The following is a 25801-nucleotide window of genomic DNA, read 5'->3' as shown; positions in this document are numbered from 1 at the left end:
ATGACGAGGCGTTGTCTGTCGGTAACTTTTTTGTCGCTCTGGCTTGCAGGCTGTGCCGTGGGGCCGGATTATCAGGCACCGAAGCCGCAAACACCCGCACGCTTCAATGATCCGGGCGACACATCGGTGCCCTCGCAGGCATCATCCCAGGCGGTAAACCCGCGCTGGTGGAAGACGTTCCAGTCGCCACAGCTCGACAGCCTGATTGAGCGTGCAATTGCAGGGAATTTGTCGCTGCAACAGACGGTGCTGCGCATCGCCGGAGCGCGTGAGCAAATCAACCAGGCAGGCGGCGCGTTTCTGCCAGCGGTCAACGGTTCACTGCAAGCGACCCGCCAGCAGTTAGGCATTGAAGGCGAGCTGAAATCCCACGATGTGTATGGGCAGTTGCAGGACGCCGATCCGCAAATTCGCAATGCGCTGGGCGCGCTGACGCAGCCGGTTAACCTGTATCAGGGCAGCTTCGATGCGCAGTGGGAGCTGGATTTATGGGGCAAGGTGCGCCGCCAGGTTGAGGCAGCGAATGCGCAACAACAGCAAGCCATCGAACAGCGTAACGATGCGCTGGTTTCGCTGGAAGCGGAAGTGGCGCGCGCCTGGCTGCAACTGCGCGGTGCGCAGGGCATTATTGCCACGCTGAAAACACAAATCGATACCGCCGAACAGACGCTGGAGCTGACCGAAAACCGCCAGAAAAGCGGCCTTTCTCCGCAGATGGATGTGGAAAACGCCCGCGCGCAGGTCGGTACCCTGGAAGCTCAGCTGCCGCAATATCAGGCCCAGGAGCGCCAGGCGATGAATGCGCTGGCCATTCTGCTTGGTAAACCGCCGGGCGCGCTGGACAGCGAGCTGCGTAATCCTCAGGCGCTGCCAAAACTGCCGGAGGTCATCCCGACCGGAATACCGTCGACTCTGGCGCGCCGTCGCCCGGATGTGCGGGAAGCGGAAGCCAGCCTGCATGCGGCGACAGCGCAAATTGGCGTCTCGGTGGCGCAGCTTTTCCCAGGCCTTACCCTGAGCGGGCAGTTTGGTTTGCGTAACAGCGAAACCGACTGGCTGACGGACTGGAGCAGCCATTTCTACAGTTTTGGGCCGCAGGTTTCGATCCCTATTTTTCAGGGCGGGCGGCTGGTTTCCAGCGTGAAACTGGCGCGCGCGCAGCAGGGTGCGGCGGTGCTGAATTATCGCCAGACGGTGCTCAGCGCGCTGGGAGATGTTGAAAATGCGCTGGTTAGCTATCGCAGCGATCAGCAGCGGGAGGCGGGGCTGGACAAAACGCTGGCGGCGCTGGAAAACGCTTTTGAGCTTGCCAGTAACAGTTATCGTCAGGGCATTGCCAGCTTTATTGATGTACTGGATGCCCAGCGGCAACTGGCGCAGGCCAGCCAGCAGCGTGAGCAGGCGCGGGTGCAAAGCAGTCTCGACCTGGTCGCGCTGTATAAAGCGCTCGGCGGCGGCTGGGAACCGTATCAAAATGTGCAACTGCCTGATTATCAAGTGTTTGGTGAAGCGCCGCGTGGATAATCAGAGGATCGGGCAAGAAACAGGCAGGAATCCCACATTCGCAGCAGGGGCGGATTGCGTATAACTGTCTGCGTCAACCAACTAGCATGAGGAGACGTGACAATGCGCTATCAAAAACTGGGTAATACCGGACTGTTTGTTTCTGAGCTCTGCCTCGGCACCATGACCTTCGGCGGCCAGCAAGGGATGTGGGGAAAAATCGGCCAGCTTCAGCAGTCGCAGGCCGAGCAACTGGTCGGCGGCGCGCTGGATGCGGGCATCAATTTTATCGACACGGCGAATGTTTACTCGGAAGGTCGTTCCGAGGAGATAACCGGCCAGGCGCTGAAGAACCTGAAAGTGCCGCGCGAAAACGTGGTGGTGGCGACCAAAGTCTTTGGCGAAACAGGGACGGCTGGCGTGAACTCGCGCGGCAGCTCCCGTTACCACATTATGAACAGCGTCAAAGAGAGCCTGCGCCGCATGCAGCTTGACCATATCGACCTCTATCAATTGCACGGTTTTGACCCGGCAACGCCGATAGAAGAGATGCTCTACGCGCTCGACACGCTCGTGCAGCATGGTCATGTTCGTTATATCGGCGTCTCGAACTGGTCAGCCTGGAAAATCACCAAAGCGCTGGGGATTTCCGCACACCGGGGTCTTGCCCGCTTTGCCTCGCTACAGGCTTACTACACCATCGCCGGGCGCGATCTGGAGCGTGAGCTGGTGCCGATGCTACAAAGTGAGCAGGTCGGTCTGATGGTCTGGAGCCCGCTGGCGGGCGGTTTGCTGAGCGGCAAATATGACCGCGATGGGCATTCAGCATCGGGCGGGCGCCGCCTGGAGTTTGACTTCCCGCCGGTGAATAAAGAGAGGGCGTTTGATTGCGTGGATGTGATGCGCGAGATTGCCGACAGCAAAGGCGTGACGGTCGCACAAATTGCGCTGGCGTGGCTGCTGCATCAACCGGTGGTCAGTAGCGTGATTATTGGCGCGAAACGCCAGGAGCAGCTGGACGACAATATCGCCGCCACCGGCATTCGCCTGAGTGACGCTGAGCTGCAACAGCTGGATGCGGTAAGCGCGCTGCCGCCAGAGTACCCCGGCTGGATGCTGGAGCGCCAGGGCGAGTACCGCCGCCAGCAGCTTAAACCGTCCTGATTTATCCTCTGTAAACGCGGCGCGCCGCTGTTTCTACAGGCAAAAAAAAGCGGAGACCAGGTCTCCGCTCTTTCCTGCACTGTCAGTATTAGTTCAGACGTACCGGCATACCGGAGCGGTTCTGAATCGCCTGATCAACAATGTTGGAATCCACATCCGCTTGAGATGTCACCGCCTGCACAGCTTTGGTCAGGTTAATCGGCACGATTTCGCCGCCTGTGAACTGCGCTTCGGTGGTGGAAAGCGGGTTATGAACCTCGATATAACGGCTGCCATCGGGTTCGGTGGTCGCTTTTACCGGCTCATCGATAAACTGTACGCGGGTACCGACCGGCACATTTTCAAACAGGAATTTGATGTCGTCGTTACGCAAACGCACGCAGCCGTGGCTGACGCGCAGGCCGATACCAAAGTTGGCATTGGTGCCATGAATAGCATACAGACGACCGATATAGAGCGCATACAGCCCCATCGGGTTATCCGGGCCTGCCGGTACGACGGCTGGCAACGGTTGACCCATTGCCGCGTATTCTGCGTGCATTTTGGCCGTCGGCGTCCAGGTCGGGCCGGCTTTCTTACGCTCGACTTTGGTGGTCCAGGCAATCGGCGTATCTTTACCCAGCTGGCCGATACCGATAGGAAGAACTATCACGGTATTGGTGCCTTTCGGGTAATAGTAGAGGCGCATTTCCGCGCTATTAATCACGATCCCTTCATGAACCGTATCCGGCAGAATCAACTGCTGCGGAATGTTCATCACCGTGCCGCCTTTGGGCAGATAAGCATCAATACCTGGGTTTGCTTCCATCATGTTGGACAAACCCATCTGGTATTCGGCTGCGAAATACTCCAGTGGTTGGGTATTGCCCTCAGGAATGGTGATGACCTGGTTCTGGCCAATCAGACGGCTGCCATCGGTCGGCAGTGGATAGGTAACAGCAGACGCGCTTTTGCAAAATCCCACGACAGCAAGTGCCGCCGCGAAAAGGGTTTTTAATTTCATGTTCATGTTATGCAGAGATGTTGCCACACTGGCCGTTGGGTTAAGAATGCAGGAAGTGCATTATATGTGCATTCCGACGTCCAGGGAATTCGGATGTTTACGAAATGTTGTCTTTTTTTCCCCTTTGCATACAGTTTAGCGCCCGGACAGGGGGCAAGAATCTAATTCGGAATTGTGGCATACTAGGGCGTTTGTCACATATTTCAGGATATCTTCGTGTTAGTCACCAGCAACGTCACCATGCAGTTCGGCAGCAAGCCGCTCTTTGAAAACATTTCCGTCAAATTTGGCGGCGGCAACCGTTACGGCCTGATAGGTGCCAACGGAAGCGGTAAATCCACCTTTATGAAGATCCTCGGCGGCGACTTAGAACCGACGCTGGGCAATGTTTCGCTCGATCCTAACGAACGCATCGGTAAGCTGCGCCAGGATCAGTTTGCTTTTGAAGCGTTCAGCGTGCTCGACACGGTTATTATGGGCCATGCAGAGCTATGGGAAGTGAAGCAGGAGCGCGATCGTATTTACGCGCTGGCTGAAATGAGCGAAGAAGATGGTTACAAAGTGGCCGATCTCGAAGTGCAGTATGGCGAGATGGACGGCTACTCCGCCGAAGCGCGTGCCGGTGAACTGCTGCTGGGGGTAGGCATTCCGGTAGAACAGCACTACGGCCCGATGAGCGAAGTGGCGCCAGGCTGGAAGCTGCGTGTGCTATTGGCGCAGGCGCTGTTCTCCAATCCCGATATTTTGCTGCTCGATGAACCGACCAACAACCTGGATATCGATACCATTCGCTGGCTGGAGCAGGTGCTGAACGAGCGCGACAGCACCATGATCATTATTTCGCACGACCGTCACTTCCTGAATATGGTCTGCACGCATATGGCGGATCTCGACTACGGCGAGCTGCGCGTTTATCCGGGCAACTATGATGAGTACATGACGGCGGCGACCCAGGCGCGCGAGCGTTTGCTGGCGGATAACGCCAAGAAAAAAGCGCAAATTGCCGAGCTGCAATCTTTTGTCAGCCGCTTTAGCGCCAACGCGTCCAAGTCTCGCCAGGCGACTTCTCGCGCCCGCCAGATAGATAAAATCAAGCTGGATGAAGTGAAAGCGTCCAGCCGCCAGAACCCGTTTATCCGCTTCGAGCAGGATAAGAAACTGTTCCGTAATGCGCTGGAAGTGGAGCAATTAAGCAAAGGTTTCGATAACGGCCCGCTGTTTAAAAACTTCAATTTCCTGCTCGAAGTCGGTGAGAAGGTGGCGATTCTTGGGACCAACGGCGTGGGTAAATCCACGATGCTGAAAACGCTGGTGGGCGAACTGACGCCGGACAGCGGCACGGTAAAATGGTCTGAGAATGCGCGCATCGGTTATTATGCGCAGGATCACGCCGCCGATTTTGATAACGACCTGACGGTGTTTGACTGGATGAGCCAGTGGAAGCAGGAAGGTGACGACGAGCAAGCGGTGCGCAGTATCCTTGGGCGTTTGTTATTCAGCCAGGACGATATCAAAAAACCGGCAAAAGTCCTTTCCGGCGGCGAAAAAGGGCGCATGCTGTTCGGCAAACTGATGATGGAAAAACCGAACATTCTGGTGATGGATGAACCGACCAACCACCTGGATATGGAATCGATTGAATCGCTGAATATGGCGCTGGAAATGTACCCGGGCACGCTGCTCTTCGTTTCCCACGACCGTGAGTTCGTCAGCTCGCTGGCAACCCGCGTGATTGAGATTACCCCGCAGCGGGTGGTGGATTTCTCCGGGAATTATGAGGATTATTTGCGCAGTCAGGGCATCGAATAAATTTACCGTCGTCTTTCACGCCGCAGGTGCGTTGGCTGCGTCTTTGTACCCCGGTCACATACTGATGTATGCTTCCGGGGATACGCAGACTTGCCGCCTTCCTGCAACGCGAAATACTTAGGTAAATCAGGTGGTTAATTTTATAGTGAAAGGCTGATAAAAGCAGTATTCTTTATTTGCACAAAGGCCGGGCGAAAAAGTAGCCCGGCCTTTTTGTGTGTAAAGACCGGGGGAAGGGCGATTACTTGTCAAACGGCGTCGCTTTATCGAGCACGACCTGAATAACGTTCAGCGCACCCTGATGGTTGTTATCGTCCGTTTGATGGCGGGCGATAGCCTTGATAGCCTGTCCGGCATTGCCCATCGCAAAGGAATACTCTGTCATACGCAGCATCTCGGCATCGTTGCCGCTGTCGCCAATCGTCACGCACTGTTGGGGAGAAATATGCCAGCGCTTTAACAGACGAGTAATACCATTGGCTTTATGCAACCCTGGAATAATTAAATCGACAAAACCAAAGCCGCTGGTCACCGGCTTCATGATGCCATCAAGCGAAACGTGCAACGCATCGATAAGCGATGGAATATCGCTGTCCGGCAGGTTGAGAGAAAACTTAAACAGCGTATCGTCGATATGCTGAAAATCAGACACCGGCTTCAGGCGGTAGTAGTGCTTTGACATTAGCTCCACAAAATCCGCGGGCGCATTGGCGCTGACATACGCACTTTCCAGACCACAGGCCACGAAATTAAGGCTGCTGTCTTTTAACAACTCACCAATCACCACCTGCGCCTCATGGCGGGTCAATTCCCCATGAAACAGCTGCTGACCGTGCTCGTACACCAGCGCACCGTTTTCCGCTACAAATGAAATCGCCTCTTTCAGCTCCGGGAAAAAGGAGATCAGCTGGTAATACTGATTACCGCTGGCGACGACAAACTCGATGCCACGCTGCTGAAGCTGCCTGAACTGCGCCATAAAGCGTGCTCTGTCGTACTGCTTGGCGTCATCAAGGAAAGTTCCGTCCATATCTGTGACGATAACTTTGACGGTCATACATTTAACTCCTGAATATTTCTTCGACTAAGAACATTCTAGAGAGTATGGGGTGGGGGCACAACTGACTTTCGAATGAAACCTTACCCATCTTTGCCCGTCGTCTTTGGCCAGCGCCGAACAGAGGATATCCGGCACATTTTCCTCCAGCACGCTGTCCACCACACATTCAATCTCAATGGATTTGCGGGTGTAGTAGCGAACCTGCTCTTCCCAGCACTGCATCACGTCGTCAAAATGGCGAAAATTGCCTTTTGACAGCGCCTGAGGTTGTGCGAGGAAGACCTCGCCGCTGGTGGCATCGCGACCTCCGTCGAGCGCGGCCAGCAACACGCGGGCAACGTTGATAAAACTCATCCCGGTACAGCGGTACCCCCACTTGCCCGGTACAGCGGTTTCAATACAGCCAATCGCCGCATAATCGCAGGCGTCTGCCGGTTCGACCCCAAGACGGATGAACGCCGGGATCACGGTTTCATCATTATTAAACGCAGGCATACCAAAGCCGCAGCGGATCACCTGCACACAGGCAGCCAGGAAATCCTCGCTCATCCCTGCATGGTAACGCACGCTAAGATTCGGCTGCGTCGAGCGCAGGCGTCCGCACGATTCAAGGATGGCATATGACAGCGAATTCACCGCGTCCGTGGCTTTGCCGTTGTGCCAGCGTTGCCCGCCAATAGTGACGTTTTGATACAGCGGGCTGCCCGCCGAAGCTTGCGAATGTGTACCGGAGCGGATTTTGTTTATCTCCAGCAGCTTCAGCCAGCAGCTTTGCAGCAATTCGATAGCCTCTTCACGCGCTAATGTGCCTTGCCGCTCTACCTCGCGGTGATAAAACGTATAGAGATACTGATCCATCCGTCCGAGTGATACCGAGTGCCCGCTGGATTCAATCTGCAGCAGCAACTGAATAAAGTAGCAAAGTTGCAGGGCCTGCCAGAAACTCTGCGGCGGGCGATGGGCAATGCGCCGGCAGTTGCGCGCAATCGTCCTGAGTTCATGGCGCCGCTGTTGCCGGGACTCTTGCCGCGCCATCGTGCGCGCCAGCGCCGCGTAGCGCTCGATATGCTGGCTGACGGCGTCCAGGAGGATAACCACCGCGCGTAAAAACTGTTCGCCGCGCACATCTTCCCACCGCGTCAGATTAATTTGGCGGCGGCGTTCAAAAACGCTTTCACGTATCCCGTCGATGCCTTTTTCCAGCAGTAGCGGGAAATTCACCGCCAGATGACCATCGCCGGAGGTCATATTCCCTTCGACTTTGATGATGCCGCTTGCAAGCAGCGCTTTCTGCTCGCCGGTAAACATACCCTCGCAACGATCCTGCACCGTCTGGCCGTGCCACCAGGGGAGAAGGCGGCGTAACAGGCGCTTGTTGTCATCGCTTAGCGTAAACCCGGCGCCGGGCCGCCCGGCCAGGCTATCCAGCTCTTTCTCAAGCCAACTAACGGTATACTCCGGGAAGAGGGGCGCGGCGCGAACGGCGCTTGCTTGGTTACCGACAATCAGTTCATCGTGCTTTATCCACACTGTGCGCTGCGCCAGGTGATAGGCCAGCGCGCGGCGTACCGGCAGAGGTTTGTCCTGATGCTGTTGATAGATAGTCGTAAAGTGGCGCGCGCGCTCGGTACAGACCGGTGGGCGAACGATGCCAACCAGCGCCTGTTTATGCTGCCTGATCCGCTCGGTGAGTGTGTCCAGTTGCAATCGGGTCATCTCTCTAGCCTCGCAATATCGCCCGCAGCCCCATCTGGCGGGCAATCTTGAGCGCAAATGCCAGCAGTTGCGGCGCGTTGAGCGCTTTCTCTGGCGCGGAGCAGGGCATGCCGAGCAGGGAATACTTATGTACGCCCAGCGTGTGATAGGGCAAAAAATGAATATCCTGCACGCGCAGTGTTTTGGCGGCGAAAGTGATTATCGCCTCAAGCGTGGCTTCGTTCGCGTTGAAGCCCGGGATCAGCGGGACGCGAAGAATGAGCGGCTTCCCGGTTTGCGCCAGGCGTTGCACATTCTCCATCACCTGCCAGAGCTCGCCGCCGGTCCACTGGCGAAAAAGGGCGGCATCAAGGTGTTTTAAATCGACAAGAAACAGAGAGACAAACGGCAGAGCAGGGGCAATCGCGCGCCAGGGAACGTGCAGGCAGGTTTCGACTGCCGTGTGAATGGCTTGGCGATGGCAGGCTTGCAGCAGCGCCAGCGTCAGGGCCGGGTTGAAAAAAGGCTCGCCGCCGGAAAGGGTCAGCCCGCCGCTGTTGCGCTGATAAAATGGCCGGTCGCGCAGGACGACTGCCATGATGTCATCAATCGAGCGCGTCTCACCGCAGAGGCTTACCGCCCGCGAAGCGCAGCTCGCGGCCAGCGTATCAAGCTGGTTATCCATCAGCTTTTCCCGATGGATCTCCAGACCATTCGGCGTGCGCGCAATGGCGTGTGGTGCCACTTGCTGGCAGGCATTACAGGCGTCCATGCACAAACGTGCGTCAAACAGAAGCTGCCGCGAACGGGCGTGGCTCTCCGGGTTCTGGCACCAGCGGCAGCGCAGCGGGCAGCCTTTCAAAAAGACCAGCGTGCGGATCCCGGGGCCATCGTGAGTGGCGTAGCGCTGAATGTTGAAAATCATTCCCCCCTCCTTGCGGTGTATAAAAATTATACAGCCTTCGAATGAAAGAGATATTGACGCGCATCAGGTCGGGGGGAAATGCAAAGAAGCAGGAAACAGGCGCTTCCTGCTCAGTGTTAGCCGCACACCTCGCAGGCGGGGTTACGCAGGAGTTTCATTTCGCGAAACTGGCAGGTCATCGCATCATACATCACGATTTTCCCGGCGGCAGGCGTGCCATAGTGGGCGAGCACCTTTATTGCTTCCATCGCCTGCAGCGAACCGATGACGCCCACCAGCGGCGCCATCACGCCCGCTTCAACGCAGGTGAGCGCATTTTCGCCAAACAGGCGGCTCAAACAGCGGTAGCAGGGTGCATTTTCGCCCCAGGTAAAGACGCTGATTTGCCCCTCCATGCGAATCGCCGCCCCGGACACCAGCGGCGTTTTATGGCGAAAACACCCGGCGTTGAGCTGGTTACGGGTCGCCACGTTATCCGTGCAATCCAGCACCAGATCGTGCGCGGCAATCTGCGCAAACAGCGCCTGTTCATCAAGCTGTTCATGCAAGGTGATGTAGTGGGCGTGCGGATTAATGCGCTGCAGCGATTCACGGGCAGACAGCACTTTTGCCACGCCAATGTCTGCATCCCCGTGCAGCGTCTGGCGCTGCAGGTTTGAGAGCGCTACAGTGTCAAAATCCAGCAGCGTCAGCGTACCAACGCCTGCTGCAACAAGGTATTGCGCAGCCGCGCAACCGAGACCGCCCAGGCCTACCACCAGCACGCGGGCCGCTTTTAACCGCTCCTGCCCGTCGAAATCAAACCCGCGCAAAATAATCTGCCGGTTATAACGCATCATTTCAGCGTCGCTGAGTTCTTCGGCCATAGTTAACCCCCGAAAAGATGGTTAAACAGCTCTACGTCCACCCACTCGCCTGCTAAGACATTCCCGCGCTCGCGCTCCAGCACAATAAAGCAGTTGCCCTGGCTAAATGAGCTGAAAATGTGCGAGCCCTGATGACCTGTGCTGACCACTTCCAGCGTGCCGTCTTCACCTCTGCGCAAAATACCGCGCTGGAAATCAAGGCGGCCGGGAGACTTTTTCAGGCCGCTGGCGGCGCGGGCGCGCAAACGCAGCGGCTGCCAGGGCGTGGTGTCGCCGCTCAGTTTCGCCAGCAGCGGTTGCACAAGCTGGTAAAAGGTCAGCGTGGCGGAGACGGGGTTGCCCGGCAGCCCGCAGAACCAGCTCTGGCGAAGTTTACCAAAAGCAAAAGGTTTGCCCGGTTTGATAGCCAGCTTCCAGAAAGCGATTTCGCCCAGCTCATCAAGAATGGTTTTGGTGTAATCCGCCTCGCCGACCGACACACCGCCGGAACTGAGTACCACGTCAGCCTGGCTGTCGGCAGCCATAAAGGTCTCGCGCAGTTTCTGCGGGGAGTCCGGCACAATCCCTAAGTTAATGACCTCATAACCAAGCTGGCTGAGCATCAGATGCACCGACAAACGGTTGGTATCATAGATTTGCCCGTCGGCCAGCGGCTGGCCGGGAAGTTGCAGCTCATCGCCGGTGGAAAACAGCGCTACGCGCACTTTACGCACCACGCTGACATCGGGAATGCCGAGGGATGCAATGACCGGCAGCTCGGCTGCGGTCAGCTTTGTCCCGGCAGAGAATACGCTTGCGCCTTTGGCTATATCTTCCCCGGCGCGGCGGATGTTTTGACCCGCATGCACGGGTTGGGTAAACAGCACACCCGCAACACTCTGTTCGGTGTGCTCCTGCATCACCACTGCGTCACACCCGGCGGGAACAGACGCGCCGGTCATAATACGAATGCAGGTGCCCGCAGGCCATTCGCCGTCGAAAGGCTGCCCGGCAAAGGCTTTACCAGCGACCGGCAACGCGTTGCCGCTTTGCACGTCGGCCATGCGCACTGCGTAACCATCCATCGCCGAATTATCAAAACCCGGTACATTGAGTGGAGAAATAATATCTTCGGCCACCACGCGGCCAAAACATGCCACAAGCGGTAATCTTTCACTTTCAGTCAGCGGGGTAATGCGTGACAGCATCTGTGACAGTGCCGTCTCCAGCGAGATCAGGCCGTTAATTGCTTCCATAGTGATATCCTGCATAACGCGTTGAATGGCCCATTATGGCAGAAAAGGGGGCGTTGCGGCATGCCTTGCGCTTACCTCCTTGTTATCACTTCTCTTTACATCGCTGTAACGGCTTTCTATAGTCAGGCATCGTTATAAACGAAGAGACAACCGGGCGGGAAAAATGGTCAAAGCGGTAATCGCGATACACGGCGGCGCGGGGGCAATTAACCGCGCACAGATGAGCCCAGAACAAGAGCAGCGCTACGCGCAGGTGCTCTCTGCGATTATTGAAACCGGGCAGCGGATGCTGGAAGCGGGGGAAAGCGCGCTGGACGTGGTCACGGAAGCAGTGCGACTGCTTGAAGAGTGCCCGCTATTTAATGCCGGGATCGGCGCGGTTTTCACCCGTGATGAAACCCATGAGCTGGACGCCTGTGTGATGGACGGTTACTCGTTAAAAGCCGGTGCCGTCGCAGGGGTTAGCCGGTTACGTAACCCGGTGCTCGCCGCGCGGCTGGTGATGGAGCAAAGTCCGCATGTGCTGATGATTGGCGAAGGGGCGGAAAAGTTTGCCATTTCTCAAGGGATGGACGCGGTTTCACCGGATATTTTTTCCACGCCGGAGCGCTTCGAACAATTGTTGCAGGCGCGTGAGAACGGGGAAACGGTGCTCGACCACGGCAGCGCCCCGCTCGATGAAGGCAAAAAAATGGGCACCGTCGGCGCGGTCGCGCTGGATAAAAACGGTAACCTGGCCGCCGCGACTTCGACCGGCGGTATGACCAACAAGTTACCGGGCCGTGTGGGCGACAGCCCTCTGCCGGGTGCCGGATGCTATGCCAACAACGCCAGCGTCGCGGTCTCCTGTACCGGAACCGGCGAAGTGTTTATCCGCACGCTGGCGGCTTATGATATTGCCGCGCTGATGGATTACGGCGGCTTAAGCTTGCAGGAAGCCTGTGACGCGGTGGTGATGGAAAAACTGCCCGCGCTTGGCGGCAGCGGTGGGCTGATTGCGGTCGACCGCGAGGGTAATGTGACGCTCCCTTTCAACTGTGAAGGGATGTATCGAGCGTATGGTTATGCGGGCGACGCGCCAAGTGTCGGCATCTATCGTGAATAACGAGCCGGGCATGGCGCAAGCGGATGTCGTTCTGGATGTCCACAACCTGAATATCGGCTTTCGTCATGAAAAACAGCTGACCCCGGCGGTGCGCAACCTCTCTTTTTCGCTCAGGCGCGGCGAAACGCTGGCGATTGTCGGCGAGTCCGGTTCCGGTAAATCCGTGACGGCGCTCTCGCTGCTGCGTTTGCTCGAACAGACCGGTGGCGAAGTACAAAGTGACTATATGCGCCTGACGCGGCGTAACCGGATGCAGGTGGAGCTGTCTGCGCTTTCTTCCTCGCAGATGCGCAGCGTGCGCGGCGCGGATATTGCGATGATTTTCCAGGAGCCGATGACTTCCCTCAATCCGGTGTTTCCGGTAGGGGAACAGATTGCCGAGTCGATTCGCCTGCACCAGAAACTGGGGCGCGATGCGGCGATGCTGGAAGCCCGGCGGATGCTGGATCTGGTGCGTATTCCTGAGTCGCAAACTATTCTTTCCCGCTTTCCGCACCAGCTTTCGGGCGGGATGCGCCAGCGGGTAATGATTGCGATGGCGCTGTCGTGTCGCCCGGCGGTGCTGATTGCGGACGAACCGACGACTGCGCTGGATGTCACTATCCAGGCGCAAATCCTGCAACTTATCTCTGTGCTGCAAAAAGAGATGTCGATGGGGGTTATCTTTATCACCCACGATATGGGGGTGGTGGCGGACGTCGCCGACCGCGTGCTGGTGATGAACCAGGGCGAAGCGGTCGAAACCGGCAGCGTTGAGCAGATTTTCCGCACGCCTCGCCATCCTTATACCAAAGCATTGCTGGCGGCGGTGCCCAGGCTGGGTGCGATGAAAGGCAGCATCTTGCCGCGCCGTTTCCCGCTGATTTCGCCGAAAAATCCTGGTGTTCTGGAAGCCGAGATCGAGCAAAACACGGTCGTGGCGGGCGAGCCAATTCTCAAGGTTCGCGACCTGGTTGCGCGCTTCCCGCTGCGCAGCGGCGTGCTTAACCAGGTGACGAAAGAAGTGCATGCGGTCGAAGGCGTCAGCTTTGATTTATGGCCTGGCGAAACCTTGTCTCTGGTCGGCGAGTCGGGCTGCGGCAAATCGACGACCGGGCGTGCGCTTTTGCGGCTGGTGGAAAACCATAGCGGTAGCATCATTTTTAATGGCGAGCGTATGGATACGCTGCCTGACAGCAAACTCAAGCCACTGCGCCGGGATATCCAGTTTATTTTCCAGGACCCTTACGCATCGCTCGATCCGCGACAGACGGTCGGCGATTCGATAATAGAACCGCTGCGGGTGCATAACTTATTGGGCGAAGAAGAGGGGCAGCAACGCGTCGAGTGGCTGCTGGAGCGTGTCGGCCTGAAACCTGAACATGCGTGGCGTTATCCGCACGAATTTTCCGGCGGTCAGCGCCAGCGCATCTGCATTGCCCGTGCGCTGGCCCTGAACCCGCGCGTGGTGGTGGCCGATGAGCCGGTCTCCTCGCTGGATGTCTCCATTCGCGCGCAAATCATTAATTTGCTGCTGGATCTCCAGCGCGAGCTTGGCATCGCGTTCATTTTTATATCGCACGATATGGCGCTGGTGGAGCGCATCAGTCACCGGGTGGCGGTGATGTATCTTGGCCAAATCGTTGAAATAGGCCCACGGCATGCGGTATTTGAGAACCCGCAGCATCCCTATACGCGTAAATTAATGTCGGCGGTGCCGGTTGCCGATCCGGCGCATCAGCATGCGCAGCGTGTGCTGTTATCAGATGATATGCCGAGCAATATTCGCAAGCGCGGCGAGTCGATGCAGCGCGTGCAGTTACAGCTTGTCGGGCCGGGGCATTATGTTGCCCGTTCAACGCCCGGCAGTACACAGTCCCGTTTTTAGGCAGGGTTCCAGGAGAGCAATATGGTACAACGCGTTTCCCCTCAGTGGCGAGCTATCGCAGGTGTGCTGTTTACGCTGGCCATCGCCCCGGCCTTTGCGACGAAAGATGTGGTGGTCGCCGTCGGGTCAAATTTCACCACCCTCGACCCGTATGATGCGAACGATACCCTGTCGCAGGCAGTGGCGAAATCCTTCTATCAGGGCCTGTTTGGTCTTGATAAAGATATGAAACTGGTGAATGTGCTGGCGCAGGGGTATACGGTTTCCGCTGATGGCCTGGTGTATACCATTGCGTTACGTAAGGGTGTGAAGTTTCAGGATGGCACGGATTTTAACGCTGAGGCGGTAAAAGCAAACCTCGATCGCGCCAGCGATCCGACCCATAGCCTTAAGCGTTATAACCTGTATAAAAATATTCAAAAAACCGAAGCCCTCGATCCTGAGACGGTAAAAATTACCCTCAAACAGCCCTTCTCGGCATTTATTAATATCCTGGCGCATCCGGCGACGGTGATGATTTCTCCGGCGGCGCTGGAAAAATACGGCGCAGAAATAGGTTTTCATCCGGTAGGAACCGGCCCGTACGAGCTGGAGGACTGGAATCAGACCGATTATGTCAAAGTGAAAAAGTTTGCCGGTTACTGGCAAAAAGGGCTGCCAAAACTGGACTCCATCACCTGGCGACCGGTGGTGGATAACAACACGCGCGCCGCGATGCTGCAAACCGGCGAGGCGCAGTTTGCCTTCCCCATTCCTTATGAACAGGCGGGCGTGCTGGAAAAGAATAACAAGCTGGAACTGGTTGCCAGCCCATCTATTATGCAGCGTTATATCAGCATGAACGTGACGCAAAAACCGTTCGATAACCCAAAAGTGCGTGAAGCGATAAACTATGCCATCAATCGCCCGGCGCTGGTGAAAGTGGCTTTTGCCGGTTTTGCTACGCCCGTGACCGGGGTTGTGCCGCCCACTATCGCTTATGCTCAGACTTATCAACCCTGGCCTTATGACCCGCAAAAAGCCCGTGACTTGCTAAAAGAGGCGGGCTATCCGCATGGATTCAGTACCACATTGTGGTCTTCCCATAACCACAGCACTGCCCAAAAGGTGCTGCAATTTACGCAGCAGCAGCTGGCCCTGGTAGGGGTAAAAGTGCAGGTCACGGCAATGGATGCCGGGCAACGTGCGGCGGAGGTGGAGGCAAAAGGCCAGAAGCAGAGCGGTGTGCGGATGTTTTATACCGGCTGGTCGGCGTCAACAGGTGAAGCCGACTGGGCGCTGTCGCCGCTGTTTGCATCATGGAACTGGCCGCCGACCCAGTTCAACACCGCGTTTTACCGTAACGAGCAGGTCGATAAAGACTTTGCCGATGCGCTGAGAACGACCGATCCTGAGGAGAAGGAGCGGCTGTATAAACAGGCGCAGGATACTATCTGGCACGATGCGCCCTGGGTGCCGCTGGTGGTCGAGAAGCTGGTTTCTGCGCATAACAAAAAGCTGACCGGCTTTTACATCATGCCCGATACGGGGTTTAGTTTTGACGACGCTGACCTGCAATAACCGGCTCATTCCTCCCGAAAGAAGGGCGGTGTGAGGGAAAAAACATGCTGAATTATATTATTAAACGCCTGCTGGGCCTGATCCCGACGCTGCTTATTGTGGCGGTGCTGGTGTTTTTATTTGTGCACCTTTTACCCGGCGATCCGGCGCGGCTGATTGCCGGTCCGGAAGCAGACGCGCAGGTGATTGAGTTGGTGCGCAAACAGTTGGGGCTGGATCAGCCGCTATGGGTGCAGTTCTGGGATTATATCACCAGCGTGTTGCAGGGGGATTTCGGTACCTCGATGGCCTCAAGGCGCCCGGTGGTGGATGAGATAGCCAGCCGTTTTATGCCGACCTTCTGGTTAACGCTGACCAGCATGTGTTGGGCGATGCTGTTTGGCCTGGGGGCGGGGATTGTCGCTGCCGTGTGGCGTAATCGTTGGCCGGATCATGTGGGTATGGCGCTGGCGGTGACCGGGTTATCTTTCCCGGCCTTCGCACTCGGTATGCTGCTGATGCAAATCTTCTCCGTCGAGTTGGGCTGGTTGCCCACCGTCGGGGCCGATACGGTCTGGCACTATATTTTGCCCTCCCTGACGCTGGGCGCGGCGGTGGCGGCCGTGATGGCGCGGTTTACCCGTGCCGCGTTCGTTGACGTGCTTAACGAAGACTATATGCGCACGGCGCGCGCCAAAGGGGTGAGCGAGCATTGGGTTATTCTCAAGCATGGCCTGCGCAACGCCATGATCCCTGTGGTGACCATGATGGGGCTGCAATTCGGCTTTTTACTGGGCGGCTCAATTGTGGTGGAGAAAGTGTTTAACTGGCCGGGGCTGGGGCGCCTGCTGGTGGATTCGGTCGAAATGCGCGACTACCCGGTGATTCAGGCCGAAGTGCTGCTCTTTTCACTGGAGTTTATTCTTATCAATCTTGTGGTGGATGTGCTCTACGCCGCCCTTAACCCTGCTATCAGGTATAAATAAGGATGCGATTGTTTAACTGGCGTCGACAGGCGATTCTGAACGCGATGCCCACGGTAAAACCCGGGCATGTACGCACTCCGTGGCATGAGTTCTGGCGGCGTTTTCGCCGTCAGCGGCTGGCAATGGCGGCCGGGTTATTTGTTGTGCTGCTGATTGTGCTGGCGGTGATTGCCCCGTGGATAGTGCCCTACAACGCGGAAACCTATTTTGACTATGACCAGCTCAATGCAGGCCCGTCGCTGATGCACTGGTTTGGCGTGGACTCTCTCGGGCGCGATATTTTTAGCCGGGTGCTGGTGGGGGCGCAAATTTCTCTGGCGGCGGGTGTCTTTGCGGTGCTTATTGGGGCGCTGACAGGCACCGTGCTGGGGCTTCTCGCGGGCTACTATGAAGGCTGGTGGGATCGCATCATCATGCGTGTTTGCGATGTGCTGTTTGCTTTTCCCGGCATTCTGCTGGCGATTGCGGTGGTGGCGGTGATGGGCAGCGGTATGGCGAATGTCATTATCGCCGTGGCGGTGTTTTCCGTTCCGGCGTTTGCCCGCTTGGTGCGCGGCAATACGCTGGTGCTGAAGCAGCAAACCTTTATCGAATCGGCGCGCAGCCTCGGTGCCAGCGATGCGACGATTCTGTTTCACCATATTCTGCCAGGCACGGTTTCATCGATTGTGGTCTATTTCACCATGCGGATTGGCACGTCGATTATCTCTGCCGCCAGCCTCTCTTTTCTTGGTATGGGCGCGCAGCCGCCAACGCCGGAGTGGGGCGCGATGCTTAACGAAGCGCGGGCAGACATGGTGATTGCGCCGCACGTGGCGCTTTTCCCTTCGATGGCCATATTTCTGACCGTGCTGGCATTTAACCTGCTGGGCGATGGGCTACGCGATGCGCTGGATCCGAAGATAAAAGGGTAAGAGATACCCTCTCCGGTCAGGGAGAGGGCAAAACGATTAAACCCGGGTTCCCCACAGGTCGTATTCGTCGGCGTTTTCCACTTTTACGCGCACCACGTCGCCTGGTTTTACGCGGGTTTCACCATTGAGATAGACCGCGCCATCGATTTCCGGCGCATCCGCCATGCTTCTGCCAATCGCGCCTTCTTCATCGACTTCATCAATGATGACAAGGATTTCGCGGCCCACTTTTTCCTGCAAACGCTCGGCTGAAATCTGCTGTTGCAGTTGCATAAAGCGGTTCCAGCGCTCTTCTTTGATCTCTTCAGGAACCTGATCCGCCAGCTCGTTGGCCGTTGCCCCTTCGACCGGGCTGTATTTAAAGCAGCCTACGCGATCCAGGCGCGCTTCTTTCAGGAAGTCGAGCAGCATCTGGAAATCTTCTTCAGTTTCGCCAGGGAAGCCCACAATAAAGGTGGAGCGCAGGGTAAGCTCCGGGCAGATTTCACGCCACTGCTTGATGCGCGCCAGCTGGCGATCGACAGCGCCAGGACGCTTCATCAGCTTAAGAATTCGCGGGCTGGCATGCTGCAGCGGGATATCCAGATAGGGCAGAATTTTCCCTTCCGCCATCAGCGGAATAACATCATCAACGTGCGGATAGGGGTAGACATAGTGCAGACGTGTCCAGACGCCGAGCTTCGCCAGCTGCTCGCACAGGCCAACCATGCTGGTTTTTACCGGCTCGCCATTGTGAAAACCCATTCGGTGTTTCACGTCAACGCCGTACGCGGAGGTGTCCTGAGAAATCACCAGCAGCTCTTTCACACCGGCATCGACCAACCGTTTTGCCTCGGCCAGTACTTCACCAATCGGGCGGCTAACCAAATCGCCACGCATGGACGGAATAATGCAGAAAGTGCAGCGATGGTTGCACCCTTCGGAAATTTTTAAATAGGCGTAGTGGCGCGGTGTTAGCTTGACGCCCTGTTCCGGCACCAAGCTAATAAAAGGGTTGTGCTTCGGTTTTGGCACATAGTGGTGAACATGAGAAAGCACTTGCTCATAGCTATGCGGCCCGGTGATTTCCAGCACTTTCGGGTGGACTTCACGGATCTGGTCTTCTTTTGCGCCCAGGCAACCGGTGACGATCACTTTGCCGTTTTCGTTCAGCGCTTCGCCAATGGCTTCCAGCGACTCCTGCACGGCACTGTCGATAAAGCCGCAGGTGTTAACGATAACCATATCGGCATTGTCATAACGGGGAACGACATCGTAACCTTCGGTACGTAGCTCCGTCAGGATACGTTCAGAATCCACCAGATTCTTTGGACAGCCAAGCGAGACAAAGCCAATTTTCGGCTGCGGGTTAACATTGCTCATAGTTCAAAAAATAATCATTTATAGGATGTTCAGGGCAGGGATTGTACAGAGGTTAAGGGAAAATTTGTACTGTTATTGCTGCTGTTGGCATAACGCAAAACCAGCTTGTTATGCAGGTGAATTCTTTCAATGCGTCACCGATTTCTTTCATTTCAAAACGCATTCGCTCCCATAAAAAAGGATGCACTGAAAAGCAATTCGCCCCCCGGTAAACATCACGCTCATCGATAACTTATTTCCTATACTCAGAACAGACGTTAAGCATATTGACTCTGTAACCCGATGAAGTCCGTAAAAAAGGGCGATTTACCCGGCATTTACCTCTGCTGCCCTAAGCTTGCGGGCTTACCTGTTTGTCAAATATGGAAAGTTGAAATGACTTATCGCCTGCTTATGCTTTGGCTGCTCGGCTATGCGTTTACCTGGACGGTGACCACTGTGCTGGTCGATCCGACCGTTCCCTATGATGCCATCGAAGCCCTGAACTGGGGGCAAAATATGGAATGGGGCTCGCCGAAAAATCCCTGGCTGGTTGGGATGGTTTTCTGGCCAGCGCTCTGGTTCCCGGCGCTTTCGCTGAATGTTTACTGGTATGCCACGCATTTTCTCGCGATTGCCGTCGGTATGGCGGGCTGCTGGTTTTTAGCGCGCCGCCTTAGCGCAAGCGAGCCTCTGGCCTGGCTGGCGCTGTTGACGCTTAACCTGTCAGGTCTGATTAATTTCGACATTATCAGCTATAACGATAACTATCTGCTGGTGATGCTCTGGCCGTGGATGATGCTATTTTTCGTGCAGGCAATTAGCCGTAGTCACAGGTGGTGGCTGGCGTTTGCCGTCGCTGCCGGGCTGGCGACAATGGCGAAATATTCTACCCTCGCGCTGGTGGGCGGTGTGTTTTTATCAACATTACTGGTGCCTTCCGTTCGCCGCTGTTATAACCATCCTGTTTTTTATCTCGCGCTTTTGATTTATTTCATACTGGTTACGCCAAATATTATCTGGCTATGGCAGCATGATTTTGCGGCGTTTCGCTGGGTGGATTCACAAATTGACGCGGGGCTGAATCTGAGTCTTTTTACCGCGCTTCTCACTATTTTTTATCCTTTATTTTTTCTCTGGTGGATATTACGCCTCAGTGGTTGCCGTCCGGGCTGGCCCGGCGACACGCAACAACGAATATTACTCGGCGTGTATTGGCTGCCGCTGGTTATTATTTGCGCCTGGTTCTTATTTCATCGTGGCGGCAGACTAACCGAGTGGTTACAGCCATTCTTTATTTTGGCACCGGCGATAATGGTGAGCTGTACGCAGGAAAAACTACAGCAAATGCCGCGTATCGCCTGTTTTTCGCTTGGCCTGTTTGCTCTGTTGGTGCTCGGTGGATACAGCGCAGTGATGGTGACAAATATTGCCAATGCCGGTGAAAAGTGGTCCGGTATCATCCCTTTTAGCCAGCAAGTGGATAACGCATGGCGCGAGCGTTATGGTACGCCATTAGCTTTTGTTGGCGGCGCTAACCTGGCTCAGTGGTTAACGTTTTATGCGCCTTCTCGCCCGCATATTATTACTCGTTGGGACAACGCGACGCAGCCAAATATTTACAACGCTCATTTGCAACGTGAAGAATTAAAACGCAAAGGGGTACTGCTTATCGGGGAGTATTCACAAAAGTGTACTGCCAACACTTTTCACCAGGTTTTACGGCAGTGGCCGGAACTGTATATTGATACCATGCAACCGGTGATGTTTCAGGGAGACCGTGCGCATAACGCACGGCTCGTCTGTCTTGGGTTTATTGCTCCGCAGGCGTATTAGCAGCTGCGGCAAATATACAGGTGCAAATCGATATCTTTATTAGCATAGAATTTCGACATCGCATTCATTATTTCTGTGGATGTCACGGTTGCATCAGGTTTAATACGAATCAGGTTTTTAGCGGAGCTTTCGGTGAGCTGATGATAATTGATCTGTGAGTCGTCATCATAATTGATATCATATGTTTCAGTGAGAGTTCCTCCGGGTTTTGTCTCTTTTACTGGCAGCGTATTTTTTACTAACTCAAGAACATCATCCACATGACCGCGCAGGACTTTACCTTTTGGCGTATAGAATTTCAGGTTTACGTTGTCGGGGATGGGTTGCCTTTTTAAGGTGAGCTGGCGTGCAGCATGGGCGGCAAGATAGACTTCGCGCGTATTTTTGCCGGTAGTAAATAAATCGAAGTTTTTAAACTCCACCTTCATGACATTATTAAGCATCGGTACGACTTGCTGTGCCCCTGTATCGACAAGCACATCTTTTGCTTCATCATATTTTAAAACGGAGGAAATACCTGTTTCGATATTTACGGTTTCAAACACATCAAGGTTGCGGTTGTAATAAACGGCGTTATTAAAACGGGTGACGGGCTGAACCGGTTTGATATTGCCCGTTGCAGGGGTGTAGTAATAAATCTGGCGAACATCATCGGGTTTTCCAACAAAAATAATTTTGTTGCTAGTGCCCACAAATTCAACAGGATAATACTGTTGCCCATTTTTTAATAATAAATCGAGGTCGGGAAGTGCATAATATATATTCTTTTTGCCGGGAACTTCATGAAGGCTTAAATAATTAAGCGGGGAGGAGGTCAGGCTACTCAGTTCCAGCTGTGAAGTACTGACTGAAAGTTTCAGATCGGTATCGCGAAGATCACCGTGTGCGATACCGAACCGTCTTATCCAGGGATCGATCCAGCCCGTTGAGAGATTATTATTGCTCATATTTATCCAGTAATACATATCCTGCGCAAGGGCGGTTATGCTATCGCTCGAATTAAGCAACACATGCGCGCAATAACCTGGATCGTTTTGTAACAGATAGGCCAGTCCTTTTGATGTCAGTAAACTAGCAGGTTTACGACGATAGGGCGCAACGCTATTAATATACTCTTTGCTGATTTCAATTAAGGTATTAAGTTGGCGTGGCGGCAAGGTTTGCTCCTCTAACTGAGTGGTAAGCTGAGTAATAAAATCATTTACCGATGGCATAATGCCGCGGTTTCTTTCCTGCTGAATCACGTCGGCAGACATATCTTTTGTGTGCGATGCGGTATGCATAATAACGGTTATAGGGTCCGCCAGAGCCGCATTGGCAGAAGTGCCGTCAAAATCAAGTTTGTCAATATTAATAAACAGTCGCCCCTCGCCATCGGTTGACATATGTCCCGCATCGCCCGCGAGTTTTTCCTCAGGCGGTAATATAGAATCGATGCGGTCAGTTAACGTTGTCTCTGTCTGTTCATGGGCAGTGACCAAAACGATTTTTTTCTCGTCAAGCGCTCTGAACATTCTTTCAAGGCGGAGCTGCAATGATGCTGTGAAATCAGCCTCAAGCTGTTTTTGTGCATTGCTGTTTGGTAGGATCCCTCTGAAATAATCCCTAATGGCTGGCCAGCCTGGACCGTCAATATAGGTCGCTGCAACTACGCTATTGAGGATTTTTTCTTTGGTATATTTTAGTTTTTCTTTAATTTGCTGAACGGCTTTCTGTTCGAAGGGGTTGAGCAAATTTGAATCAGCGTCCAGAGTGAAAAGTTTGATATGATATTTATCAGTGTTTTTATTAACATGTTCAGAAAATAAAATATTTTTTACGCTCTCCTGTTGCTTTGCATACGCCGCGAGGCTGCGATCTGTAGATACAGAATTCCGCCGGGGTTTCGTAACCACGATTTTCCGTGCCTCCTGAACCTCATTAACAATATCCTCAATCGTGTCAATCTCTGACACATCACGATATGGTCTGTTTTGTAAATAAGCGCCTGCGACTTTTTTATCGATATTCAATTTTTCAGCAAGAAAAGTTTTTTGGGTTTTTATATAATATTTATCTTGTTCTTTATGAATAACGATGGTTGCAATCTCTTTCTTTTTGCTAAATATATTGCCTCTGCCGGTAATCCTTAAACAGGGAAGGTCAGTTGGGTTGTTTTTGTCATCCGCCTGAATCACTTCTGCATCAAAATAGTTGTTATTATAAAGGAGAAAGTTTTTCAAGGTTTTGACATCAAAAAATAATACCGGAATTTCAATCACATCAGACTTTGATAAGTTTTCGGGCTTCGGGGGATGATTAGTAGTCATATCTTTATCGATAAATTTTGACAACAGCTTATGCAGATCCATTTCAATCATTACCGGTGAGCATGACCCGCTTGGTCCCGGCGCTCTGACACTGCGACACGATGCAGCCTCTTCATATTCCGTAAAGGGTTTATTTCTCTCATCACGAATACGAATCCAGGTATCGCCATCACGCCACAATCGAATATTTGGTGCATTGCCCGCGTCATGTCGGGGGATAGTGATTAATTTATCTTCATATTTACTAACAGGATAACTCCGTCCCTGAAAAACAAACAACTTTTCGCCATTTTCACCGTTGAAAAGACCATTATGCATTGCATAAAGTGGCGCAGTCGTAGTTGTTTTGGCATGTTGGGTCAGGTAATCCAGTGAGCCTTTCTCCATCCTTAACGAGACGGGGAGATTCGGTCGTGGTATTTCTTTTTCAGTTCTCAGGACGAAAGGAATATCGTCGGATGACTTTAATTTAAACATGCCATTATCAAATTCTATTACTGCGTCGTTATAGCCCATTAATTTATTTTGTTCAGCGTGTGTTATATCACTCTGCGTTGATACTACTCTGTAGTATTTATTGTTGTGTTTGATTAATTTGCCATAAAAGGCGCTGTCGCTAAAACCGATGGCGTTATTTATCGGGGCGATATGATTGGCGCGAGTATGTTTTATGGCTAACGGAATGGCAGTATTCTGATCCTGTAAAAGCAGTTTGAGGTATTTATCTTTTTTCACCGAGGGGCGCTCAAATGACCAGCCAAAACTGTTATAAATGAGCACGCGTTTCTCCGCCTGGCCCGGTGTATTGGTTACGGCTACCCGGTTACCATTGACATGCTCCCATTTTGCCGGGATAAATTTCCCGGCAACGAAAACACCAGTGATGTCGGGTTCGCCGGGCGTAGAGAATGTCAGGAATTCGCTCTCTTTATCGATTTTAAAACTGCTCTCTTCAGCACGGTTAGCCAGGAAGAGGCTATATTTATCAAGTTGTTCCTGCGCCTTTTCTGTATAAATATTGGCTTCATCACCCGCGACTGAAACCCAACGGCGGTTTAAATTATCATAGCGAAGGAAATTAAAATGCCGATCGTTGTCGATAATAAAAGGCGTGTTGTTCGGCAACGTTTGTAATTTATAGTGATGACCGTCGAGCGTGACCTGAGGTATATTGTTATGCACTGTAAGGCGGTGATTATATATACCTTCATACGCAGTGCCTGCCGGTTGTACACTTGACGGTGGCTCTTTGACTGTGGGTTTATTATACAAAGAGACCTGTTCGGTAGATGAAAGTGTCGGGATAATGGGTCTTAAAAGCGAGGTTATTTGATCATTTAAATCACTAAATCGTGATATTTGTACCGGTTTGCCTTCATACTGATCGACTAACATTTGCATGGCAGGGCCAACCACATTTTGCAGTAAAGCCGGCACCCTCATGCCCGGAAACAGACTAATAATGTTATTTATTGCAACATCAACAGGGCCAGTGATGTCTTCTAGTATTTCAATAGTTTCTGAATCCGGGCATCCTTTACCTGCGACATTATGTGAATAGATAATTTGAATTTCTTTCGCTAAATTGGTTACAGGTTTAGTAAGGGTATTAGCAACGGTTCTTATTTTATCAATAGTGCTCATGTTATTCCGTGCTTCTATACACGAGAAGTCGAAAAGTTTAACTATTTTAACATCATCGATTGGGGATTCTGTCACTGCCTCATCTTTATTCTGCGTATTATGGATATAGGATTTCTTATCGCGTCTTACGGCTGGCGGTTCGGTTGATAAATTATGTGTCGCTTTGTCACGGAAATATTCCGAGGGAGCATCTTTTATTTTTATACCCGCAGGCAGCTGTTGTTCTGGGGGCGTTTTTTCTATTTCGTTAAACAGGACATTGCTTTTGACGGCCACTCCGGCAACAGGGCAACGGCAGGTCTGGTTATTATTTTTTATCATTAATATTCCCGGCTTCTGCGGGAGATGTTGTGCGCGTAAATTCTCGCATCGCTCCAGCGCTGCCGCTCCCTCGCACAAAACCGCTTTTTTTCTTAACCGAAAAGGCGGCTTTGGCGCGCTGGCCTGATTGTCTGCGCTTTTTTCCGTTGAGGATTGCGCCATTGTGGTGCTGGCGATCAACGCCTGAAATAACGGATAGTCCTCGACCGGGAGCGTGACACTGCCCGGCAAAAGATCGGTCTTGTTGGCACTGCGTTCCCCGTCGTTTTTAAGGCGTAACCAGGCATATGCCCCAAATGCAGAAGCCGAAATACCGAGCATCAGCAGGCCCATTTTCCAGGCCAGGCAATTACGCCTTTCTCCCTCGCAGTGATCGCCAGCGTTTGCCGGATCGTTCATCGCTTGTCGCAGTGGTAACTTTTGCATCAGAGGCTGCGCTTTTTCGCTATCTTCGGCGCTACGCTGCCGGGGCGTGTGACGCAGCTGGTTTTTTAGCCATTCAAGCATGCGCTCCGGCAACCATGAAGTATTGTTGCGGGCAAACGCGATGGATGACGTATTGGCGGAATGTATCTGTTCTATCAGTGGAGAGTCGTTTCTCTTCTCTGTCGGCGATAGCGCTTGAGGAGAGGAAGCGTCGGTGGTGTGTATGGTCATATTGACTGGCATAGCAAACTCC

The 25801-nt window shown here is 53.7% G+C and carries 17 protein-coding genes; 9 read left to right on the top strand and 8 right to left on the bottom strand.

Translation table 11 applies throughout. From position 1 onward, the window contains the following. The gene (locus ACTU3N_RS06090) at positions 1–1524 is read left to right on the top strand and encodes an efflux transporter outer membrane subunit (protein ID WP_443085247.1); all 1524 of its coding nucleotides are present in this window, start codon (positions 1–3) and stop codon (positions 1522–1524) included. A gap of 102 nt (positions 1525–1626) precedes the next feature. Continuing rightward, positions 1627–2667, top strand: a complete 1041-nt coding sequence (locus ACTU3N_RS06085; protein WP_443085246.1) for an aldo/keto reductase — start codon at positions 1627–1629, stop codon at positions 2665–2667. An 88-nt stretch (positions 2668–2755) separates the two neighbouring features. Here ACTU3N_RS06085 and ldtB read toward each other — a convergent pair whose 3' ends face one another. Continuing rightward, positions 2756–3670, bottom strand: coding sequence for a L,D-transpeptidase (gene ldtB / locus ACTU3N_RS06080; RefSeq protein WP_443085245.1), 915 nt, complete (start codon positions 3668–3670; stop codon positions 2756–2758). A gap of 216 nt (positions 3671–3886) precedes the next feature. Here ldtB and ACTU3N_RS06075 point away from each other — a divergent pair, with 216 nt between their 5' ends. Further along, positions 3887–5479, top strand: coding sequence for an ABC-F family ATPase (locus tag ACTU3N_RS06075; protein ID WP_443085244.1), 1593 nt, complete (start codon positions 3887–3889; stop codon positions 5477–5479). A gap of 241 nt (positions 5480–5720) precedes the next feature. Here ACTU3N_RS06075 and ACTU3N_RS06070 read toward each other — a convergent pair whose 3' ends face one another. The 5 genes from ACTU3N_RS06070 to moeA form a co-directional block, all read right to left on the bottom strand. Next, entirely contained in the window at positions 5721–6536 is an 816-nt protein-coding gene (locus ACTU3N_RS06070; RefSeq protein WP_443085243.1) for a Cof-type HAD-IIB family hydrolase, read from the bottom strand. 27 nt (positions 6537–6563) lie between these two features. After that, positions 6564–8255 (bottom strand): formate C-acetyltransferase/glycerol dehydratase family glycyl radical enzyme, encoded by a 1692-nt coding sequence (locus tag ACTU3N_RS06065; protein WP_443085241.1) that lies wholly within the window; start codon positions 8253–8255, stop codon positions 6564–6566. A gap of 4 nt (positions 8256–8259) precedes the next feature. After that, the gene (locus ACTU3N_RS06060) at positions 8260–9159 is read right to left on the bottom strand and encodes a glycyl-radical enzyme activating protein (RefSeq protein ID WP_443085240.1); all 900 of its coding nucleotides are present in this window, start codon (positions 9157–9159) and stop codon (positions 8260–8262) included. Positions 9160–9275: 116 nt separating this feature from the next. After that, positions 9276–10025 (bottom strand): molybdopterin-synthase adenylyltransferase MoeB, encoded by a 750-nt coding sequence (gene moeB / locus ACTU3N_RS06055; RefSeq protein WP_443085239.1) that lies wholly within the window; start codon positions 10023–10025, stop codon positions 9276–9278. 2 nt (positions 10026–10027) lie between these two features. Beyond that, on the bottom strand, positions 10028–11260 hold the full coding sequence (gene moeA, locus ACTU3N_RS06050) for a molybdopterin molybdotransferase MoeA (RefSeq protein ID WP_443085238.1): 1233 nt from the start codon (positions 11258–11260) through the stop codon (positions 10028–10030). Between the two features lie 163 nt (positions 11261–11423). Here moeA and iaaA point away from each other — a divergent pair, with 163 nt between their 5' ends. Genes iaaA through gsiD form a run of 5 tightly spaced genes read left to right on the top strand, consistent with a single transcriptional unit; the run spans position 11424 to position 17671 of the window. After that, entirely contained in the window at positions 11424–12365 is a 942-nt protein-coding gene (gene iaaA / locus ACTU3N_RS06045; protein ID WP_443085237.1) for a beta-aspartyl-peptidase, read from the top strand. Further along, the gene (gene gsiA / locus ACTU3N_RS06040; protein WP_443085236.1) at positions 12343–14232 is read left to right on the top strand and encodes a glutathione ABC transporter ATP-binding protein GsiA; all 1890 of its coding nucleotides are present in this window, start codon (positions 12343–12345) and stop codon (positions 14230–14232) included. The genes iaaA and gsiA overlap by 23 nt, the downstream gene beginning before the upstream one ends. A gap of 21 nt (positions 14233–14253) precedes the next feature. Continuing rightward, positions 14254–15792: a glutathione ABC transporter substrate-binding protein GsiB gene (gene gsiB / locus ACTU3N_RS06035; RefSeq protein ID WP_443085235.1), complete on the top strand. Its 1539-nt coding sequence runs from the start codon at positions 14254–14256 to the stop codon at positions 15790–15792. Positions 15793–15836: 44 nt separating this feature from the next. Next, positions 15837–16757 (top strand): glutathione ABC transporter permease GsiC, encoded by a 921-nt coding sequence (gene gsiC, locus ACTU3N_RS06030; RefSeq protein WP_443085234.1) that lies wholly within the window; start codon positions 15837–15839, stop codon positions 16755–16757. Between the two features lie 2 nt (positions 16758–16759). After that, a complete protein-coding gene (gene gsiD, locus ACTU3N_RS06025; protein WP_443085233.1) occupies positions 16760–17671 on the top strand; it encodes a glutathione ABC transporter permease GsiD in 912 nt (303 codons plus the stop codon). A 36-nt stretch (positions 17672–17707) separates the two neighbouring features. Here the strand turns inward: gsiD and rimO are convergent, their stop codons facing one another. Beyond that, the gene (gene rimO / locus ACTU3N_RS06020; RefSeq protein ID WP_443085232.1) at positions 17708–19033 is read right to left on the bottom strand and encodes a 30S ribosomal protein S12 methylthiotransferase RimO; all 1326 of its coding nucleotides are present in this window, start codon (positions 19031–19033) and stop codon (positions 17708–17710) included. Positions 19034–19408: 375 nt separating this feature from the next. On the opposite strand from rimO, the gene ACTU3N_RS06015 reads away from it, so the two are divergent. Beyond that, on the top strand, positions 19409–20848 hold the full coding sequence (locus tag ACTU3N_RS06015) for a glycosyltransferase family 39 protein (protein WP_443085231.1): 1440 nt from the start codon (positions 19409–19411) through the stop codon (positions 20846–20848). On the opposite strand, the gene ACTU3N_RS06010 is transcribed toward ACTU3N_RS06015, so the two are convergent. Further along, complete coding sequence (locus ACTU3N_RS06010) at positions 20845–25791, bottom strand: hypothetical protein (protein WP_443085230.1); 4947 nt, start codon at positions 25789–25791, stop codon at positions 20845–20847. The genes ACTU3N_RS06015 and ACTU3N_RS06010 overlap by 4 nt on opposite strands. Positions 25792–25801 lie beyond the last annotated feature (10 nt).

It is taken from the genome of Vagococcus sp. WN89Y, assembly GCF_052220145.1.
Classification (GTDB): Bacteria; Pseudomonadota; Gammaproteobacteria; order Enterobacterales; family Enterobacteriaceae; genus Kosakonia.
This window is presented reverse-complemented; position numbering and strand designations above follow the sequence as displayed.

Bases quoted from the DNA above. Each gene is read 5' to 3' on its own strand.
- ACTU3N_RS06090 (WP_443085247.1), top strand. From the start codon at position 1: ATGACGAGGCGTTGTCTGTCGGTAACTTTTTTGTCGCTCTGGCTTGCA.
- ACTU3N_RS06085 (WP_443085246.1), top strand. From the start codon at position 1,627: ATGCGCTATCAAAAACTGGGTAATACCGGACTGTTTGTTTCTGAGCTC.
- ldtB (WP_443085245.1), bottom strand. From the start codon at position 3,670: ATGAAATTAAAAACCCTTTTCGCGGCGGCACTTGCTGTCGTGGGATTT.
- ACTU3N_RS06070 (WP_443085243.1), bottom strand. From the start codon at position 6,536: ATGACCGTCAAAGTTATCGTCACAGATATGGACGGAACTTTCCTTGAT.
- ACTU3N_RS06065 (WP_443085241.1), bottom strand. From the start codon at position 8,255: ATGACCCGATTGCAACTGGACACACTCACCGAGCGGATCAGGCAGCAT.
- ACTU3N_RS06060 (WP_443085240.1), bottom strand. From the start codon at position 9,159: ATGATTTTCAACATTCAGCGCTACGCCACTCACGATGGCCCCGGGATC.
- moeB (WP_443085239.1), bottom strand. From the start codon at position 10,025: ATGGCCGAAGAACTCAGCGACGCTGAAATGATGCGTTATAACCGGCAG.
- moeA (WP_443085238.1), bottom strand. From the start codon at position 11,260: ATGGAAGCAATTAACGGCCTGATCTCGCTGGAGACGGCACTGTCACAG.
- iaaA (WP_443085237.1), top strand. From the start codon at position 11,424: ATGGTCAAAGCGGTAATCGCGATACACGGCGGCGCGGGGGCAATTAAC.
- gsiB (WP_443085235.1), top strand. From the start codon at position 14,254: ATGGTACAACGCGTTTCCCCTCAGTGGCGAGCTATCGCAGGTGTGCTG.
- gsiC (WP_443085234.1), top strand. From the start codon at position 15,837: ATGCTGAATTATATTATTAAACGCCTGCTGGGCCTGATCCCGACGCTG.
- gsiD (WP_443085233.1), top strand. From the start codon at position 16,760: ATGCGATTGTTTAACTGGCGTCGACAGGCGATTCTGAACGCGATGCCC.
- rimO (WP_443085232.1), bottom strand. From the start codon at position 19,033: ATGAGCAATGTTAACCCGCAGCCGAAAATTGGCTTTGTCTCGCTTGGC.
- ACTU3N_RS06015 (WP_443085231.1), top strand. From the start codon at position 19,409: ATGACTTATCGCCTGCTTATGCTTTGGCTGCTCGGCTATGCGTTTACC.
- ACTU3N_RS06010 (WP_443085230.1), bottom strand. From the start codon at position 25,791: ATGCCAGTCAATATGACCATACACACCACCGACGCTTCCTCTCCTCAA.